This window comes from Pseudomonas sp. FYR_2 (genome assembly GCF_043106425.1).
GTDB lineage: Bacteria > Pseudomonadota > Gammaproteobacteria > Pseudomonadales > Pseudomonadaceae > Aquipseudomonas > Aquipseudomonas monteilii.
In genome coordinates this window covers 87,949-104,297 of the sequence record NZ_JBICMM010000019.1, presented here as the reverse complement: position 1 = coordinate 104,297, position 16,349 = coordinate 87,949, and the positions used below count along the sequence as shown (strand labels likewise).

Annotated in this window: 17 protein-coding genes; 8 read left to right on the top strand and 9 right to left on the bottom strand. The window is 63.4% G+C overall.

The window, feature by feature from the left end; all coding sequences use genetic code 11:
* Positions 1 to 55: 55 nt before the first annotated feature.
* A complete protein-coding gene (locus ACF8R4_RS09870; protein ID WP_016715461.1) occupies positions 56 to 238 on the top strand; it encodes a hypothetical protein in 183 nt (60 codons plus the stop codon).
* Between the two features lie 46 nt (positions 239 to 284).
* On the opposite strand, the gene ACF8R4_RS09865 is transcribed toward ACF8R4_RS09870, so the two are convergent.
* The 7 genes from ACF8R4_RS09865 to ACF8R4_RS09835 all read right to left on the bottom strand — a co-directional run bounded on the left by ACF8R4_RS09865 (position 285) and on the right by ACF8R4_RS09835 (position 8,555).
* Positions 285 to 824 (bottom strand): DUF2058 domain-containing protein, encoded by a 540-nt coding sequence (locus ACF8R4_RS09865; protein ID WP_060501857.1) that lies wholly within the window; start codon positions 822 to 824, stop codon positions 285 to 287.
* A gap of 26 nt (positions 825 to 850) precedes the next feature.
* Complete coding sequence (gene mazG, locus ACF8R4_RS09860; protein WP_060501859.1) at positions 851 to 1,684, bottom strand: nucleoside triphosphate pyrophosphohydrolase; 834 nt, start codon at positions 1,682 to 1,684, stop codon at positions 851 to 853.
* 64 nt (positions 1,685 to 1,748) lie between these two features.
* A complete protein-coding gene (gene relA / locus ACF8R4_RS09855; RefSeq protein WP_016715458.1) occupies positions 1,749 to 3,989 on the bottom strand; it encodes a GTP diphosphokinase in 2,241 nt (746 codons plus the stop codon).
* Positions 3,990 to 4,085: 96 nt separating this feature from the next.
* Positions 4,086 to 5,444, bottom strand: coding sequence for a 23S rRNA (uracil(1939)-C(5))-methyltransferase RlmD (gene rlmD / locus ACF8R4_RS09850; RefSeq protein ID WP_060501861.1), 1,359 nt, complete (start codon positions 5,442 to 5,444; stop codon positions 4,086 to 4,088).
* Positions 5,445 to 6,344, bottom strand: a complete 900-nt coding sequence (gene cysM / locus ACF8R4_RS09845) for a cysteine synthase CysM (protein WP_060501863.1) — start codon at positions 6,342 to 6,344, stop codon at positions 5,445 to 5,447.
* Positions 6,345 to 6,446: 102 nt separating this feature from the next.
* Positions 6,447 to 7,832 carry a cell wall metabolism sensor histidine kinase WalK gene (locus tag ACF8R4_RS09840; RefSeq protein ID WP_060501865.1) on the bottom strand — a complete coding sequence of 462 codons (1,386 nt, stop codon included), beginning with the start codon at positions 7,830 to 7,832 and terminating at the stop codon, positions 6,447 to 6,449.
* A gap of 3 nt (positions 7,833 to 7,835) precedes the next feature.
* Positions 7,836 to 8,555, bottom strand: coding sequence for a response regulator transcription factor (locus ACF8R4_RS09835; RefSeq protein WP_060501868.1), 720 nt, complete (start codon positions 8,553 to 8,555; stop codon positions 7,836 to 7,838).
* A gap of 193 nt (positions 8,556 to 8,748) precedes the next feature.
* Here ACF8R4_RS09835 and ACF8R4_RS09830 point away from each other — a divergent pair, with 193 nt between their 5' ends.
* The 4 genes from ACF8R4_RS09830 to ACF8R4_RS09815 all read left to right on the top strand — a co-directional run bounded on the left by ACF8R4_RS09830 (position 8,749) and on the right by ACF8R4_RS09815 (position 13,648).
* Positions 8,749 to 11,502 carry a response regulator gene (locus tag ACF8R4_RS09830; protein WP_104834111.1) on the top strand — a complete coding sequence of 918 codons (2,754 nt, stop codon included), beginning with the start codon at positions 8,749 to 8,751 and terminating at the stop codon, positions 11,500 to 11,502.
* Positions 11,503 to 11,788: 286 nt separating this feature from the next.
* Positions 11,789 to 12,778 carry a 2-hydroxyacid dehydrogenase gene (locus ACF8R4_RS09825; protein ID WP_060501872.1) on the top strand — a complete coding sequence of 330 codons (990 nt, stop codon included), beginning with the start codon at positions 11,789 to 11,791 and terminating at the stop codon, positions 12,776 to 12,778.
* 31 nt (positions 12,779 to 12,809) lie between these two features.
* The gene (locus tag ACF8R4_RS09820) at positions 12,810 to 13,247 is read left to right on the top strand and encodes a hypothetical protein (protein WP_060501873.1); all 438 of its coding nucleotides are present in this window, start codon (positions 12,810 to 12,812) and stop codon (positions 13,245 to 13,247) included.
* Positions 13,244 to 13,648, top strand: coding sequence for an META domain-containing protein (locus ACF8R4_RS09815; protein WP_016715450.1), 405 nt, complete (start codon positions 13,244 to 13,246; stop codon positions 13,646 to 13,648). Before ACF8R4_RS09820 ends, ACF8R4_RS09815 begins: the two co-directional genes overlap by 4 nt.
* A gap of 87 nt (positions 13,649 to 13,735) precedes the next feature.
* On the opposite strand, the gene ACF8R4_RS09810 is transcribed toward ACF8R4_RS09815, so the two are convergent.
* Entirely contained in the window at positions 13,736 to 14,200 is a 465-nt protein-coding gene (locus ACF8R4_RS09810) for a TlpA disulfide reductase family protein (protein WP_060501875.1), read from the bottom strand.
* Between the two features lie 85 nt (positions 14,201 to 14,285).
* On the opposite strand from ACF8R4_RS09810, the gene arsC reads away from it, so the two are divergent.
* Genes arsC through ACF8R4_RS09795 form a run of 3 tightly spaced genes read left to right on the top strand, consistent with a single transcriptional unit; the run spans position 14,286 to position 15,647 of the window.
* Entirely contained in the window at positions 14,286 to 14,639 is a 354-nt protein-coding gene (arsC, locus tag ACF8R4_RS09805; protein ID WP_060501877.1) for an arsenate reductase (glutaredoxin), read from the top strand.
* A complete protein-coding gene (gene wrbA, locus ACF8R4_RS09800; protein WP_060501880.1) occupies positions 14,636 to 15,241 on the top strand; it encodes an NAD(P)H:quinone oxidoreductase in 606 nt (201 codons plus the stop codon). Before arsC ends, wrbA begins: the two co-directional genes overlap by 4 nt.
* Entirely contained in the window at positions 15,234 to 15,647 is a 414-nt protein-coding gene (locus ACF8R4_RS09795) for a DUF2069 domain-containing protein (RefSeq protein ID WP_016715447.1), read from the top strand. The genes wrbA and ACF8R4_RS09795 overlap by 8 nt, the downstream gene beginning before the upstream one ends.
* 30 nt (positions 15,648 to 15,677) lie before the next feature.
* On the opposite strand, the gene ACF8R4_RS09790 is transcribed toward ACF8R4_RS09795, so the two are convergent.
* Positions 15,678 to 16,349, bottom strand: coding sequence for a DNA-3-methyladenine glycosylase I (locus ACF8R4_RS09790; protein WP_200928744.1), 672 nt, complete (start codon positions 16,347 to 16,349; stop codon positions 15,678 to 15,680).

Here is a 16,349-nt window from a genome sequence, read left to right as displayed (position 1 = left end):
ATAAAGAGGGTGTGCGACACACTGTCGCAGCCAACTGAAGAAGTGGAGTTTACCGATGACTGTCCAAGTAACCGAACGCGACGAATCGAAAATGTCCCACGAAAGCCTGGCCGCCGGCATGCGGATCTGGGATGTGCACCAACAAGGTCAACTGGTGGGGATGTTCCACAATGAACACGAAGCGCACCAGTACCGCGTAGAGCTGGAAGACCTGGAAAACCAGCGCACCACGCAATGACCCAGCCTTCAAATAAAAAACCCCGCCAAGGCGGGGTTTTTCGTGTTTACCACATCAGATCATCAGGGATCTTGTAGGCGGCGTACGGGTCGTCTTCGTCCGCTTCCTCGACATGGGTATTGAGCAGCAGGATACGGCCAGGGTCGCGCTCCTGGATCTTCATCGCCGCTTCGCGAGGGATAACCTCGTAGCCACCAGCATGCGACACCACGGCCAACGCGCCGTTACTCAGCTTGGTACGCATCAAGGCATTGACGGCAATGCGCTTGACCTTCTTGTCATCGACGAAGTTGTAGTAATCCTCGGTGCTCAGCTTGGGCAGGCGCGTGGCTTCGATCAGTTGCTTGATCTGGGCGGCACGGGCCTTCTGCTCGGCCTTTTCCTGCTGCTGGCGATTCAGCTCCTGGTCACGCTTGACCTTTTCGGCCATGGCTTCCTTGGCCATGCGCTGCTGGCTGTCGTCGACTTCGACCTGGCCTTTGTGCTCCATGCGCTTCTGTTTCTTTTCAGCTTTGTTGGTCTGCGAGACCTGTTTCTGGTTGACCAGACCGGCTTTGAGCAATTGGTCGCGAAGGGAAAGGCTCATGAATGTTCACTCACTTATGCAACAGCTCAGCCGCAGCTGGGCAGGTTCTTTTCCTGACGCTTGGCCTCACCCCAAAGGGCATCCAGTTCGTCAAGGTTACAATCTTCAATGGGGCGACCACTGTCGCGCAATGCCTGTTCGATAAAACGGAAACGTCGCTCGAACTTGCGGTTGGCGCGGCGCAGGGCGTTTTCCGGGTCATGCTTGAGGTGGCGGGCCAAGTTGACGGTGGCGAACAGCAGGTCGCCCACTTCATCTTCGAGGGCATCGGCATCGCCGTCGGCCATGGCCTGCAACACCTCGTCCAGTTCTTCGCGCACCTTGTCCAGCACCGGCAATGCCGACGGCCAGTCGAAACCGACCGTGGCCGCGCGCTTTTGCAGTTTGGCTGCCCGGGACAGGGCCGGCAAGGCTGACGGCACGTCATCGAGCAGCGACAGTTGCTCGGGCGTGCTTTTCTCGGCCCGCTCCTCGGCCTTGATCTCCTCCCAACGGGACTTGACCTGGGCCTCGCTCAGGCTGGGGGTATCCAGCGGCGCATAAAGCTCGCCGGTAGGGAATACATGCGGGTGGCGACGAATCAGCTTGCGGGTGATGCTGTCGACCACGCCATCAAACTCGAAACGCCCCTCCTCCCGGGCCAGCTGGCTGTAGTAGACCACCTGGAACAGCAAGTCGCCCAGCTCACCTTGCAGGTGCTCGAAATCACCGCGCTCGATGGTGTCGGCGACTTCGTAGGCCTCTTCGAGGGTGTGCGGGACGATGCTCGCGTAGTTCTGCTTGAGGTCCCATGGGCAGCCGTACTGCGGGTCGCGCAGGCGGGCCATGAGGTGCAGCAGGTCTTCGAGGGTGTAGGTCATTGTCAGCAACTCCTCGGCGGGGGCTTGCCGGCGATGGGCCGCACAGCGGCCCCAATGCAGGTTATCAAGGGGTACGATTACGCCGCGTCTCGATGATGTTCGGCAACTGCGAGATGCGCCCCAGCAGGCGCCCCAGCGCGTCCAGGCCCGGGATCTCGATGGTCAGCGACATCAGCGCGGTGTTGTCTTCCTTGTTCGAGCGGGTGTTCACCGCCAGCACGTTGATTTTCTCGTTCAGCAGCACCTGCGAAACATCGCGCAGCAGGCCCGGGCGGTCGTAGGCACGAATGACGATATCGACCGGGTAGGTCTGCACCGGGATCGGCCCCCAGCTTACCTGGATCATGCGCTCCGGCTCCTTGCCCGCCAGCTGCAGCACCGAGGCACAGTCCTGGCGGTGGATGCTCACGCCACGGCCCTGGGTGATGTAGCCGACAATGGCATCGCCCGGCAGCGGCTGGCAGCAGCCGGCCATCTGCGTCAGCAGGTTGCCGACCCCCTGGATCTGGATATCGCCACGCTTGCCAGTACGCGGGCCGGTAGGCTTGCGCGGCACCAGCTCGATTTGCTCGATACGCTCGGGTTCCAGCAACTGCTGGGCAGCATTGACCAGATGGGCCAGGCGCAGGTCACCCGCCCCCAGCGAGGCGAACATGTCCTCGGCGGTCTTGACGTTGGTTTTCTCGGCCAGGCGCTCGAAGTCGACCTGCGGCAGGCCCAGGCGGCTGAGTTCACGTTCGAGCAAAGTCTTGCCAGCGGCGACGTTCTGGTCGCGCGCCTGCAGCTTGAACCAGTGAACGATCTTGGCCCGCGCCCGCGAGGTGGTGACATAGCCCAGGTTGGAGTTCAACCAGTCGCGGCTGGGGTTACCGTGCTTGCTGGTGATGATCTCGACCTGCTCGCCGGTCTGCAGGCTGTAGTTCAGCGGCACGATACGGCCGTTGATCTTGGCGCCACGGCAGTTGTGGCCGATTTCGGTGTGCACGCGGTAGGCGAAGTCCAGTGGCGTGGCACCCTTGGGCAGGTCGATGGCATGGCCGTCCGGGGTGAACACGTAAACCCGGTCCGGTTCGATGTCGACGCGCAGCTGCTCGGCCAGGCCACCGATGTCGCCCAGCTCTTCGTGCCACTCCAGCACCTGGCGCAGCCAGGAGATCTTCTCTTCGTAGTGGTTGGAGCTTGGCTTGACGTCGGTGCCCTTGTAGCGCCAGTGGGCGCATACACCGAGCTCGGCTTCTTCGTGCATGCCGTGGGTACGGATCTGCACTTCCAGCACCTTGCCCTCGGGGCCGATCACCGCCGTGTGCAGCGAGCGATAGCCGTTCTCCTTGGGGTTGGCGATGTAGTCGTCGAACTCTTTGGGGATGTGCCGCCACAGCGTGTGCACAATGCCCAGCGCGGTGTAGCAGTCGCGGATTTCCGGCACCAGCACGCGCACCGCACGCACGTCGTAGATCTGACTGAATTCCAGGCCTTTGCGCTGCATCTTGCGCCAGATCGAATAGATGTGTTTCGCCCGACCGCTGATATCGGCCTTCACGCCCGTGGCCAGCAGCTCGTTCTGCAACTGGTTCATCACGTCACTGATGAAGCGCTCACGGTCCAGCCGGCGCTCGTGCAGCAGTTTGGCGATCTGCTTGTACTGGTCGGGTTCGAGGTAGCGGAAAGACAGGTCTTCCAGCTCCCACTTGATGTGGCCGATACCCAGGCGGTGCGCCAGCGGCGCATAGATGTCGAACACCTCGCGCGCGACACGCAGGCGTTTCTCGTCGTCAGCAGCCTTGACCGCACGGATCGCGCAGGTGCGCTCAGCCAGCTTGATCAGGGCCACGCGCACGTCGTCGACCATGGCCACGAGCATCTTGCGCAGGTTCTCGACCTGCGCCTGCGAGCCCAGCACCAGCGACTGCCGAGGGCTGAGGCTGGCACTGATGGCAGCCATGCGCAGCACGCCGTCGATCAGCTTCGACACCACCGGGCCAAAACGTTGGCTGACTTCAGCCAGGGTGACCTTGCCTTCGCGCACCGAGCGGTAGATGACCGCTGCCACCAGGGAGTCCTGGTCGAGCTTGAGGTCGGCGAGGATTTCGGCGATCTCCAGCCCCGCCTGGAAGCTGGACGTACCGTCCGCCCAGGAATGCTTGGCCGGGTTGCCCTTTTTCTCGACTTCATGGGCAAACTCGCAGGCCTCTTTCAGCGCTGCGCGATCCAGTGCCGAATCGACGCTTACCACATGGTCCAACCATGCTTCGAGATTGATACTGCCGTCGGTGTTGACCGGCTGGTGCACTCTCACCTGTACCATCTTTGTTTTACCTTTCCATACAGCGCACCACGCGGGTGCGCTGGCGATCACCGTGCGGCTGCCATTCCATGGAAGCCGCACCAAGGGGCCAGTCTGCTAGCCCGCTTCGAATAACGCCATGGCCTCGACATGCGCCGTTTGAGGAAACATGTCGAGAATCCCGGCCCTTTTTAACCGGTACCCCTGACCGACCAGCACCTGGGCGTCTCGCGCCAGCGTGGCCGGGTTGCACGATACGTAGACCAGCCGTTTGGCCTGGAGGCGTGCGATGCCTTGCACCACCTCGAAAGCACCGTCGCGCGGTGGATCCAAGAGTACCGCAGAAAAGCCCTCGGCGGCCCATCCGGTGCCTGCCAAAGGCTGCGATAAATCGGTCTGAAAAAACCGTGCGTTATGCACATTGTTGTTTCGGGCATTGGCCGCGGCCCGATCGACCATGGCCTGTACACCTTCCACAGCCACCACTTCGCGCGCCTGGCGGGCCAGCGGCAGGGCGAAGTTGCCCAAGCCGCAGAACAGGTCCAGCACACGTTCGTCGGCCTGCGGTGCGAGCCAGGCCAGGGCCTGCTCGATCATCGCCGTGTTGACCTGGGCATTCACCTGTACGAAGTCGCCCGGGCGCCAGGCCAGCTCCAGCTGCCACGGTGTCAGGGCAAAGCCCAGTTGTGCGGTAGCGTCCACCGGCGCGGGTTCACCTTCACCCTGCAACCACAGCTGGGCATTGGCCTGCTCGCAAAACGCCTGCAGTTTCGCCAGGTCTTCTGCCGGCAGCGGCGCGACATGCCGCACCAGCACCGCCTCGGCGGTACCACTGAACAGCTCTACGTGGCCCAGCGCCTGCGGTTTGCTCAAGGAACGCAGCACCGTCGGCAAGTGGCGCAGAATCGACTGCAAAGGCTGTACCAGCACCGCGCAATCGTCGATGGCAATGATGGCCTGGCTGGCTTCGGCACGGAAGCCGACCTCCAGCTGACGCGCCTTGACGTCCCAGCGCACGGCCACGCGGGCACGGCGTCGGTAGCCAAATTCCGGCCCGCTCAGCGGTGCGGCCCATTCCTCGGGCTGCACGCCAGCTACTCGCTGCAGCTGTTCGGCCAGCGTGCGCTGCTTGAGCGCCAGCTGCGCTTCGTGCGGCAGGTGCTGCAGGTTGCAGCCTCCGCAGCGGTCGTAATAGCGGCACGGCGCCTCGCGGCGCTCGGGGCTGGCCTGTAGCAGGCGCTCCAGGCGGGCCTCGACCACTTTGCCACGGGCATTGAGCACGCGCGCCTCCACAGCCTCACCGGCCAGAGCGCCACTGACGAACCAGGTGCGCCCGTCAAGGAAGGCAATGCCACGGCCGTCACCGGCCAGGCGCTCGATATCCAGGCGCTGCTTCTTCCCCACGGGGACCTGGGGGCTACGGTTGCCGCCGGCCGGCTGGAAGCGCAGGCCGCTGTTGCTTTTTTTCTTGGACATTTAGCTCGGGTCGAACAGGCCGGTGGACAGGTAACGGTCGCCGCGGTCGCAGATGATCGCGACCATCACGGCATTTTCCACCTCGTGGGACAGGCGCAGCATGGCTGCGACCGCACCACCGGAAGACACGCCGCAGAAAATGCCCTCTTCACGGGCAAGGCGGCGGGTGGTGTCTTCGGCTTCCTGCTGCGACATGTCGACCACGCGGTCTACGCGGGTGGCGTCGAAAATTTTCGGCAGGTATTCCTCGGGCCAGCGGCGAATGCCTGGAATGGCCGAGCCTTCCATGGGCTGCAGGCCGATGATCTGCACCGCCGGATTCTGCTCCTTGAGGTACTGCGAGCAGCCCATGATGGTGCCGGTGGTGCCCATGGAGCTGACGAAATGGGTAATGGTGCCTTGGGTCTGCTGCCAGATTTCCGGGCCAGTGCTGTTGTAGTGGGCGATCGGGTTGTCGCCGTTGGCGAACTGGTCGAGCACCAGGCCGCGGCCTTCGGCCTGCAGCTTCTCAGCCAGGTCGCGGGCACCTTCCATGCCCTCTTCCTTGGTCACCAGAATCAGCTCGGCGCCGTAGGCAGTCATCGCGGCCTTACGCTCGGCGGTGGAGTTGTCGGGCATGATCAGGATCATCTTGTAACCCTTGATTGCCGCCGCCATCGCCAGGGCGATGCCAGTGTTGCCGGAGGTGGCTTCGATCAAGGTGTCACCGGGCTTGATCTGGCCACGCAGCTCGGCGCGGGTGATCATCGACAGCGCAGGGCGGTCCTTCACCGAGCCGGCAGGATTGTTACCTTCGAGCTTGAGCAGGAGGGTGTTGCTGGTTTCGCCAGCAATGCGCTGCAGGCGAACCAGTGGCGTATTGCCGACGCAATCGGCGATGGTTGGGTACTGCAAGGTCATGGCGTATTTCACAATCCGGACGGCAGGGGCGCCTATCATACCGGCAAACCCTTCGCGGCCATATCACGCAATCTGTGGTCGATATAGCTACAAGCTATAACGTTAGCCTGTGCTGGCCTCTCGCGGGCGTGCCCGCGAAGAGGCTGGCACATGTAACGGCAACCTCATCCACAACCGCAGCCCATCCTTGCCATTCTCCGCCCACAAGGTGCCACCCTGACGCTGGATGGCACTCCGGGCAATGCTCAGGCCCAAGCCAAAACCACCATCCCCCGGCCGCGAACCGTCCAGACGCGAAAAGGGTGCAAAGATCCGTTCCAGATCCTCTTCCGCCACCCCGCCGCCTTCATCTTCCAGCCACAACCACCAGTAACTGCCTTCGCGCTGCCCACCCAGGCGCACCACACCCTCGGCCGGCGAGTGACGAATGGCATTGCGCAACATGTTTTCCAGTGCCTGGGCCAAGTGGTTGAGGTTGCCCTGCACCCAGCAGTCGGCCGGCACTTCACAGCGCAAGCGTTCAAGCGACCAGCCGCTCTCGTAGCTGGCATTCTCGGCCAGCAGCTCCCACAACGCATGGACTTCGATCGGCTCCAGGTTCATCGGCGCACGTTCGGCGTCCTGCCAGGCCAACTGCAGGGTGTCTTCTACCAGTTGCTGCATGCCGTCCACTTCACGGGTCAGGCGCTCACGCAAGCGTTGCAAGTCGGTTTCACCGTCACAGGCCACCCGCAGCCGGCTCAGCGGCGTGCGCATTTCATGCGACAAGTCGCGCAACAATTGCTGCTGCATGGCCACCGTGCCTTGCAGCCGCTCGGCCATCTGGTCGAAGGCGCGGGCCAGCTCGCCCAGCTCGTCATGCCGGGCGATGGTGCGCGAATCCAGGCGTGCCGACAGCTGGTCGGCACGCCAGGCATTGGCCTGTTCGCGCAGCTGGTTCAGGGGCACGATCAACATGCGGTACAACCCCACGCACAGCAGCAAGGTGAACAGGCCGGGGATGATGCCGTTGGTGACGATGCGCCACAGCAAGCGGTACTGGTCCGGATTGAACCGCTGCGGCAGTTCAATCACCAGCATGCCCTGCTCCGGCGCCGACGGGAAGGGTACACGCACCCAAGGCTGGTCGACGCTGCGACGGCTCATAGGCCAATCGACCCCGCGCAGGCGCGTCAGCCGCTGCATGATCTGCGGGTTGAGGGTGGCACTGTCGAGGGGCCGCAGGTTGATATCCAGCACACCCACCCAGCCCCTTTCACGCTGGTGCATCGCCGCCACCCACTGGTCCAGCCCCGCCCGCCCACCGCTACGCCAGGCTTGCTCGGCCTCGGCGGCATAGCCGCGCAGCGTTTGCCGCGCCGGCTCAGAGAGGAAAGCGTTCTGGATTTCCATGTGCCGGCCCCAGGTATAACTGAGGCCAATCATCAGCAGGCAGAAGCCCACCAGCAAGATGGCCAGCTTCCAGAACAACGAATGGCGGTCGAGCATGGCTCACTCCGCCTCGGTGGCGCTGAGCACGTAGCCCTTGCCCCACACGGTGCGGATCTGCCGCTCGTCATAGCCGATGCCCTTGAGCTTGCGGCGGATCTGACTGACATGCATGTCCAGGCTGCGGTCATGCCGCGAATAGCCGCGTTGCAACACCTGCTGGTAAAGGAATGGCTTGCTCAGAACGTCATCGAGGTTACGGTTGAGGATATCGAGCAGGCGGAACTCGCTGGGCGTAAGGCCTGCCAGGCGGCCATCCAGCCGCACATCGCACAGCCCCTCGTCGAACTGCAGCTCACCGCCGCCGGCCTGCTCCTGCGGCGCCTGATGACGCCGCTCAAGGGCCACCCGACGCAGGATGGCCTCAATGCGCACCTGCAGCTCGGCCATGCTGAACGGCTTGGGCAGGTAGTCATCGGCCCCACGCTGGAAACCACTGATACGGTCGGCCTCGGCACCTAGCGCCGACATCAGGATCACCGGCGTGGCGCTGCGCTTGCGCAACTGTGCCAGCGCCTCAAGGCCATTGAGCCCGGGCAACAGGATGTCCATCAGCACCACATCGAACACCTGACGCCCTGCCGTCTCCAGGCCCTCCAGCCCATTGCGGCACCAGGTCACCTGAAAGCCGCCGCGTTGCAGTTCTTCGTGCAGGTAGGCACCGAGCACCGGATCATCCTCGATGGCGAGGATATTGGAGTTGTGAATAGCTACAGGATTCATTAGCAACTGCCATGCATTCTCAATTGCGCAATTATTGAGCATCCACCGCCTGCCAGGCAACCGCCCTGCGACCAATGCACCGGCAATGGCGCAAAACACGTACTAAAGAGGTGCAATGGTGCCGCAGGCGGAGTAACTTCGCGGCTTGGCCGTCACCACTTGATGGCATCCAGGCACATCACAGGAGGCGAGTGTGCTCGATCGCTTGGGAATCCGCAGCCGGGTCCTGCTGCTGGCACTGCTGCCGGCTGGCCTGATGGCTCTGGTGCTGGGCAGTTACTTCACCTGGCTGCAACAGAACGACCTGCGCACCCAGCTGTTGCAGCGTGGCAAGATGATTGCCGAACAACTGGCGCCACTGGCCGCCCCCGCCATGGCCCGGCTCGCGCCAGCGCAACTGGAGCGTATCGCCGCGCAAACCCTGGAACAGTCCGACGTACGGGCCGTCGCCTTCCTGGCCCCGGACCGCACACGCCTGGCCCACGCCGGCCCGAGTATGCTCAACCAGCCCCCCAGCGGTGGCACGGGCACCCAACTGCTGGAGCGCAGCGGCAATGACGCCACCCGCTACCTGATGCCCGTGTTCGGCCATCACCGAGATCTGGCCACCGATGCCATACCGGCCGAGGCCGAGCGCCTGCTGGGATGGGTCGAGATCGAGCTGTCGCACGACGGCACGCTCCTGCGCGGTTATCGCAACCTGTTCACCAGCCTGTTGCTGATCCTCGCCTGCCTGGCCCTCAGCGGCCTGCTGGCGCTGCGCATGAGCCGCACCATCAACGGCCCCATCGAGCGCATCAAGCACGCGGTCAACCAGCTCAAGGACGGCCACCTGGAAGAACGCCTGCCAACCATGGGCAGCCATGAGCTGGACGAGCTGGCACGCGGTATCAACCGCATGGCCGAAACCCTGCAGAATGCCCATGAAGAACTGCAGCACAGCATCGACCAGGCCACCGAAGACGTGCGCCAGAACCTCGAAACCATCGAGATCCAGAACATCGAGCTGGACATGGCGCGCAAGGAGGCGCTTGAGGCCAGCCGCATCAAGTCGGAGTTCCTGGCCAACATGAGCCACGAGATCCGCACCCCGCTCAATGGCATTCTGGGGTTTACCCACCTGCTGCAAAAAAGCGAAATGACGCCGCGCCAGCTGGACTACCTGAGCACCATCGAGAAATCCGCCGACAATTTGCTCGGGATCATCAACGAGATCCTCGATTTCTCCAAGATCGAGGCCGGCAAACTGGTGCTCGACAGCATCCCGTTCAACCTGCGTGACCTGGTTCAGGACACGCTGACCATCCTGGCACCGGCCGCCCACGCCAAGCAGCTGGAATTGCTTAGCCTGATCTATCGCGACACGCCCGCTTCGTTGATCGGCGACCCGCTGCGGCTCAAGCAGATCCTGACCAATCTGGTCAGCAACGCCATCAAGTTCACCCGCGAAGGCACCATCGTCGTACGCGCCATGCTCGAAGACGAGCATGAAGACAGCGCACAGCTGCGCATCAGTGTGCAGGACACCGGTATCGGCCTGTCGCCGCAGGATGTACGTACGCTGTTCCAGGCCTTCAGCCAGGCCGACAACTCGCTGGCACGCCAACCCGGCGGCACCGGCCTGGGGCTGGTGATTTCCAAACGCCTGATCGAGCAGATGGGCGGCGAAATCGGCGTCGACAGCACCCCGGGCGAAGGGTCGCAGTTCTGGATCAGCCTCAACCTGCCCAAAGCCCACGACGATGTCGAGGCGTTTGCGCTACAGCCGCTGCTGGGCCGGCGCGCCGCCATCGTCGATGGCCACGAGCTGGCCCGTCAGGCGCTGGAACACCAACTGGAAGACTGTGGCCTCAGCGTCAGCCTGTTCACCTCCTACGACCAGTTGCTGCAGGCGGTGCAAGCTGCCAGCCAGGCCGGCCAGCCGTTCGAGTTCGCCGTACTCGGGGCCAACCTGGGCAACCTGTCGCCCGAGCAACTGGGCCGCTACCACCAGCAGCTTGAGCGCTACCACTGCCAATGCGTGGTACTGTGCCCGACCACCGAGCAAGCCCTTTACCACCCGTTCCTGCCCAATGGTCATGGCCAGTTGCTGTCCAAGCCGACCTGCACCCGCAAACTGCGTCGTCTGCTGCTGGAGCTGGTGCAACCACGCCGCCCGCTGGGCGAAGCGAACAGCATCAACGGCCAGCGGCAGCCGAAAATCCTGTGCGTCGACGACAATGCCGCCAACTTGCTCTTGGTACAGACCCTGCTTGAGGACCTTGGCGCCGAGGTGCTGGCCGTAGACAACGGTTATGCCGCGGTGAAGGCCGTACAGGACGAGCCCTTCGACCTGATACTGATGGACGTGCAGATGCCCGGCATGGATGGCCGCGCCTGCACAGAGCAGATTCGGCTTTGGGAAAATACCCAAAGCGGCAACCCGCTGCCGATCGTCGCCCTAACCGCCCACGCCATGGCCAATGAAAAACGCGCATTGCTGCACAGCGGCATGGACGACTACCTGACCAAGCCTATCAGCGAACGGCAACTGGCCCAGGTGGTGATGAAATGGACGGGCCTGAGCCTGGGCACACCGCAGCAGGCGCAAACCGAGCTGTTGGCCAACAGCGACGAGCTCAAGGTACTCGACCCCGAAGAAGGCTTGCGCCTGGCGGCTGGCAAGGCGGACCTGGCAGCCGATATGCTGAGCATGCTGCTGGCTTCGCTGGAGGCAGACCGCGAAGCCATTCGTGCGGCCCGCGATGCAGACGACCGCAATGGCCTGATCGAGCAGGTACACCGCCTGAACGGCGCCTCGCGCTATTGCGGTGTGCCGCAGTTGCGCGCGGCCTGCCAGCGCAGCGAGACCTTGCTCAAACAGGAAAGTCCGCAGGCACAGCAGGCGCTGGATGAGCTGGACGGTGCGATCAGCCGGCTGGCGGCGCAGGCCAGATTGAGCGCTTGACTGGATGAATTTGGCGCCTGTGAGATCGAGCGCCGCCCGCGCGGCGCATCGCGAGCTTCGCTCGCTCCTACGTTTGTTTTCGGCCAGTAACGCTTGTTACAAGCGCGCGCGACCGCCTTGTTTGTACGGCGCGATATCGAGCCATGCGCCAAAGCGTTCGCGCGCAAAATCCGCAGGAATATTTGGCCCGAAACAAACGTAGGAGCGTGCGATGCGCCGCGCGGGCGGCGCTCGATCTCACAAGCAACGCCCACCCAAGACATGCACCACAAAGGAAGCCCCCACCATGCGCGCCCTGTTGTTCAGCAGCCAGCACTACGATCAGGAAAGCTTCACCCGGGCCGCCAGTGGCAGCACCCTGGAGCTGCATTTCCAGCCTGCCCGTCTGACCCTCGACACCGCCGCCCTGGCCAGCGGCTACGAAGTTGTCTGTGCCTTCATCAACGACGAACTCGACGCCCCGGTGCTGCAGCGCTTGGCCGCCGGTGGCACACGCCTGATCGCCCTGCGTTCGGCCGGCTACAACCACGTCGACCTGGCCGAAGCCCAGCGGCTGGGCCTTGCGGTGGTTCGCGTGCCGGCCTACTCGCCACACGCCGTGGCCGAGCACGCCGTAGCGTTGATCCTGGCCCTCAACCGGCGCCTGCACCGGGCCTACAACCGTACCCGCGAAGGTGATTTCACCCTGCATGGGCTGACCGGCTTCGACCTGCACGGCAAAACCGTCGGTGTCGTCGGCACCGGCCAGATCGGCGCGGCCTTTGCCCGCATCATGGCCGGTTTCGGCTGCCAACTGCTGGCCTACGACCCCTACCCCAACCCGGAACTGCTGGCCCTGGGTGCACGCTACCTGAGCATGCCCGAGTTGCTGCGCGAAGCCCGCATCATCAGCCTGCACTGCCCGCTGACCGAGCACACTCGCCACTTGATCAATGCACAAAGCCTGGCCCACCTCCAACCCGGAGCCATGCTCATAAACACGGGCCGTGGCGCGCTGGTCGACACCCCGGCACTGATCGATGCGCTGAAAAGCGGCCAACTCGGCTACCTGGGCCTGGATGTCTACGAAGAAGAAGCCCAGTTGTTCTTCGAAGACCGCTCCGATCTGCCCCTGCAGGACGATGTGCTGGCGCGCCTGCTGACCTTCCCCAACGTGATCATCACGGCTCACCAGGCCTTCCTCACCCGTGAGGCGCTGGATGCCATCGCCGCGATCACGCTGGACAACATCAACCGCTGGGCGGCAGGCAATCCACAGAATCTGGTGATGGGTTAATGCTAGGATACGCGGCATTTCTGGAGGACCCATGGTCGAGCACGATTTCCGTTACACCCTTTTCAACCCGCAACACACCCTGATCGAGTGCCGCGCACTGGTGCCAGGCCGCTACCAGGTCACTGGCAACGGCGGCTCGATGCACAAAGGCGACACCCTGCTGGTCACCCTCAAAGGCAGCAAGGACCTGTCCATGCGCCTGACCGTGGAAAGCGTGCGTCACCTGATCAACCCGCGCGGCCAGTGGGTTGCCGTGGCCAGCGGCCCGGTGTTCAACGAGCTGGAAATCCTCACCTGGCAGGTCGAGTGCGACAGCTGCGATGCCGTGCTGGACTTCGAGTTTGCCGTGGACGCCAAGCTGGGCAAACAAGCCCGCCAACCCGCCGCCAGCGCGCGCATTGCCGAACTGGGCTGGGCCAGCCGTGGCGACAAACACCTGTGCCCGCGTTGCCAGGAGAGCGCCGAGTGAAAAATCTGCTGACCGGCGTGCTGATTGCCACCGGCCTGCTCGGCTGCGCCGCAGAACCTTCGAAGCTGCAGCAGGAACGCAGCTATGTGCTGGAATGGATTGGCGAACGCCCGCTGATCGACTACAGCCACCTCACGCTGACCCTGGCCAGCGACGGCCGCGCCTATGGCAATGGCGGTTGCAACCACTGGTTTGCGCCGTACACGCTGGACGGTGAGCACCTGAGCTTTGGCAAGGTCGGCAAGACCCGCAAGCTGTGCGCGCCAGCGTTGATGGAGCAGGAAAAGCGCTTCTTGCAGGCACTGGAAACGGTGCAGCGCTGGGATGTGTCGCCGGTGGAGCAGATGCGCTTCTGGCCAGCCCAGGGTAAACCGCTGCGGTTCTGGCCGGAGGAAGGCTGAAAACAGCTACAAGCTGCGAGCTTCAAGCCACAAGAAAAAGCAGAGTGAGCACCGATCTGCCTTTCCTTGGTGCTTGCAGCTTGCAACTCACCCCTGTTTGAGGGCCTTGATCTTGGCCTGTAGCCCTTCCAGGGTCTGCTCGCCCAACAGCTGCTCACGCACCTTGCCCTTGTCATCGATGATGTAGGTCACCGGCAGCGCCTCGCTGCGTGGCAGGTCGTAGCGCTCGGCCGGGTCCTGGGCCAGCACGGTAAAACCGATGCCCAGGGTTTCAGCGGCCTGTTTCAGGTCCTGCCCCTGCAAGCCATCGAAATTCACCCCCACCACCTTGATGCCATCGGCCGCCCACTGCTTGGCCGCCGCGTTCAGTTCAGGGATTTCGGTACGGCACGGCCCGCACCATTCAGCCCAGTAGTTGAGCACCAGCCAGTGCCCGTCGATCTGTTCGGCCTTAACCGTATTACCGTGTTGGTCCACGCCATAATCGGCACCGCAACCACCGAGCAACAGGCTCGCGGTGATGGCCAGTACTGCTGCCAGACGCCTTGCCATGGGTCAATCCTTCTCGAGTTTTAGAGCAAATGGGTCAGTCGCTGCGGTTAGAATAGCCGCCACACCCAGCTGGATGCGACCCGACATGACTGACCTGACGCTCTATCATAACCCGCGCTGCTCGAAATCCCGCGGCGCGCTTGAACTGCTCGAAGCCCGCGGCCTGGCACCAACCATTGTGCGCTACCTGGAAACCCCGCCCGACGCCGCCACCCTCAAGGCAGTGCTCGGCAAGCTGGGCATCGCCCCGCGCCAACTGCTGCGCACTGGCGAGGATGAGTACAAGGACCTGAACCTGGCCGACCCGGCGCTGACCGACGCACAACTGATCGATGCCATGGCCCGGCACCCCAAATTGATCGAGCGGCCAATCCTCGTTGCCGGTGACAAGGCCGTGGTCGGCCGTCCACCGGAAAAAGTGCTGGAGATCCTGCCGTGAGCGCGCCCTACATCCTGGTGCTCTATTACAGCCGCCACGGTTCAACCAGCGAAATGGCCCGGCACATCGCCCGTGGCATCGAACTGACCGGCATGGAGGCGCGCCTGCGCACAGTGCCTGCGATTTCTACCGAATGTGAAGCCGTTGCGCCGGACATTCCGGCCAGTGGTGCGCTGTACGCCACCCTGGACGACTTGCGCCACTGCGCCGGCCTAGTACTCGGTAGCCCGACCCGCTTCGGCAACATGGCGGCGCCGCTGAAGTACTTCCTGGATGGCACCAGCAGCCTGTGGCTGGGGGGCGAGCTGGTCGGCAAGCCAGCGGGTGTGTTCACCTCCACCGCCAGCCTGCACGGCGGCCAGGAAACCACCCTGCTGTCGATGATGCTGCCGTTGATGCACCACGGCATGCTGGTGATGGGCCTGCCCTACAGCGAATCGGCCTTGCTGGAAACCCGTGGCGGCGGTACCCCTTATGGCGCCAGCCACCATGCCGGTGCCGACGGCAAGCGCGAACTGGACCCACACGAGATTGCCCTGTGCCGCGCCCTTGGCCAACGCCTGGCGACCACCGCCAAGGCCCTGGAGGCCGCGCGTGGCTAAAAAGCCCAAGGTGTTGCCGCCACTGGAATGGCTGGCACCGCGCCTGCGCCTGACAAGGGCGTTGAGCCTGGCGTTCTTCTTCGGTCTGATCGCTTTGCTGGTGGTGAACAACCTTTGGTTCGCCAACCTGCATGGCGCACGGGTCGAGGTGATCCTGGCGATCGAACTGGTGCCGCTGCTGTTGCTGCTGCCGGGCATGCTGACAGGCAGCGCCCGGGCACATGCCTGGACCTGCTTCGTGGTGAACATCTATTTCATCAAGGGCGTGCTGGCGGCGTTCGACCCGGCGCGGGCGGTGTTCGGCTGGGTTGAAGTGCTGGTGAGCCTGGGGTTGTTCATTGCCGGGCTGCTGTATGTGCGCTGGAAGTTCCAGCATGAGCGGCGCCTGGCGGGCGAAGGTAATTAACATCTGGGGCCGCTTTGCGGCCCCAAAATCTCAATGGTTGACGGTATGCGCCAGCATCACCGACAACTGGCACAGCGGCCGTCCGCTCTCTTCGTGCCACTGATTGAAGGCTTGCTGCACCAGGGCCAGGTCACGTTGACTGGTCGGTTGCTTGTCGATCACTTTCTGCGCAATCAGCGCCGCCGCCATGTCATCGGTAGGGATGAAGGTATCCTTGCCGACCATGCGCAGGAAGCGCGGCGCCGACAACCCGCCCAACTGATTGCCATGCTTGGCCAGGTACTTCCATAACCCGACAATGTCGGTCACCGGCCAATCGGCGATGAACTCACCAAAGCTGCCGTTTTCTTTGGCGATATCAAGCACCATCTGCGCATTGCGCGGCACGCTCTTGAGCTTGCCCATATGACGGATGATGCGCTCATCCTGCATCAGCCGCTCCAGGTGCTCGGCGCCCATCAGCACCACCTTCTCCGGGTCGAAACCGAAGAACACCTGCTCGAACGCCGGCCACTTGGCGTCCACCAGGCTGTGCTTGAGCCCGGCGCGGAACACACGCAAGGCCAGGGTCGACAGGTAGCGGTCATCACTGATGCCCCGCAGCTGCGCCGGCGTGCGCGGCTGCGGCAGGAATGCCTCCAGCGCCTGGGCCGAGCCAAAGCGGTTCAGGCAGTACTCATGCAGCCACTGGTAATCGCGCAT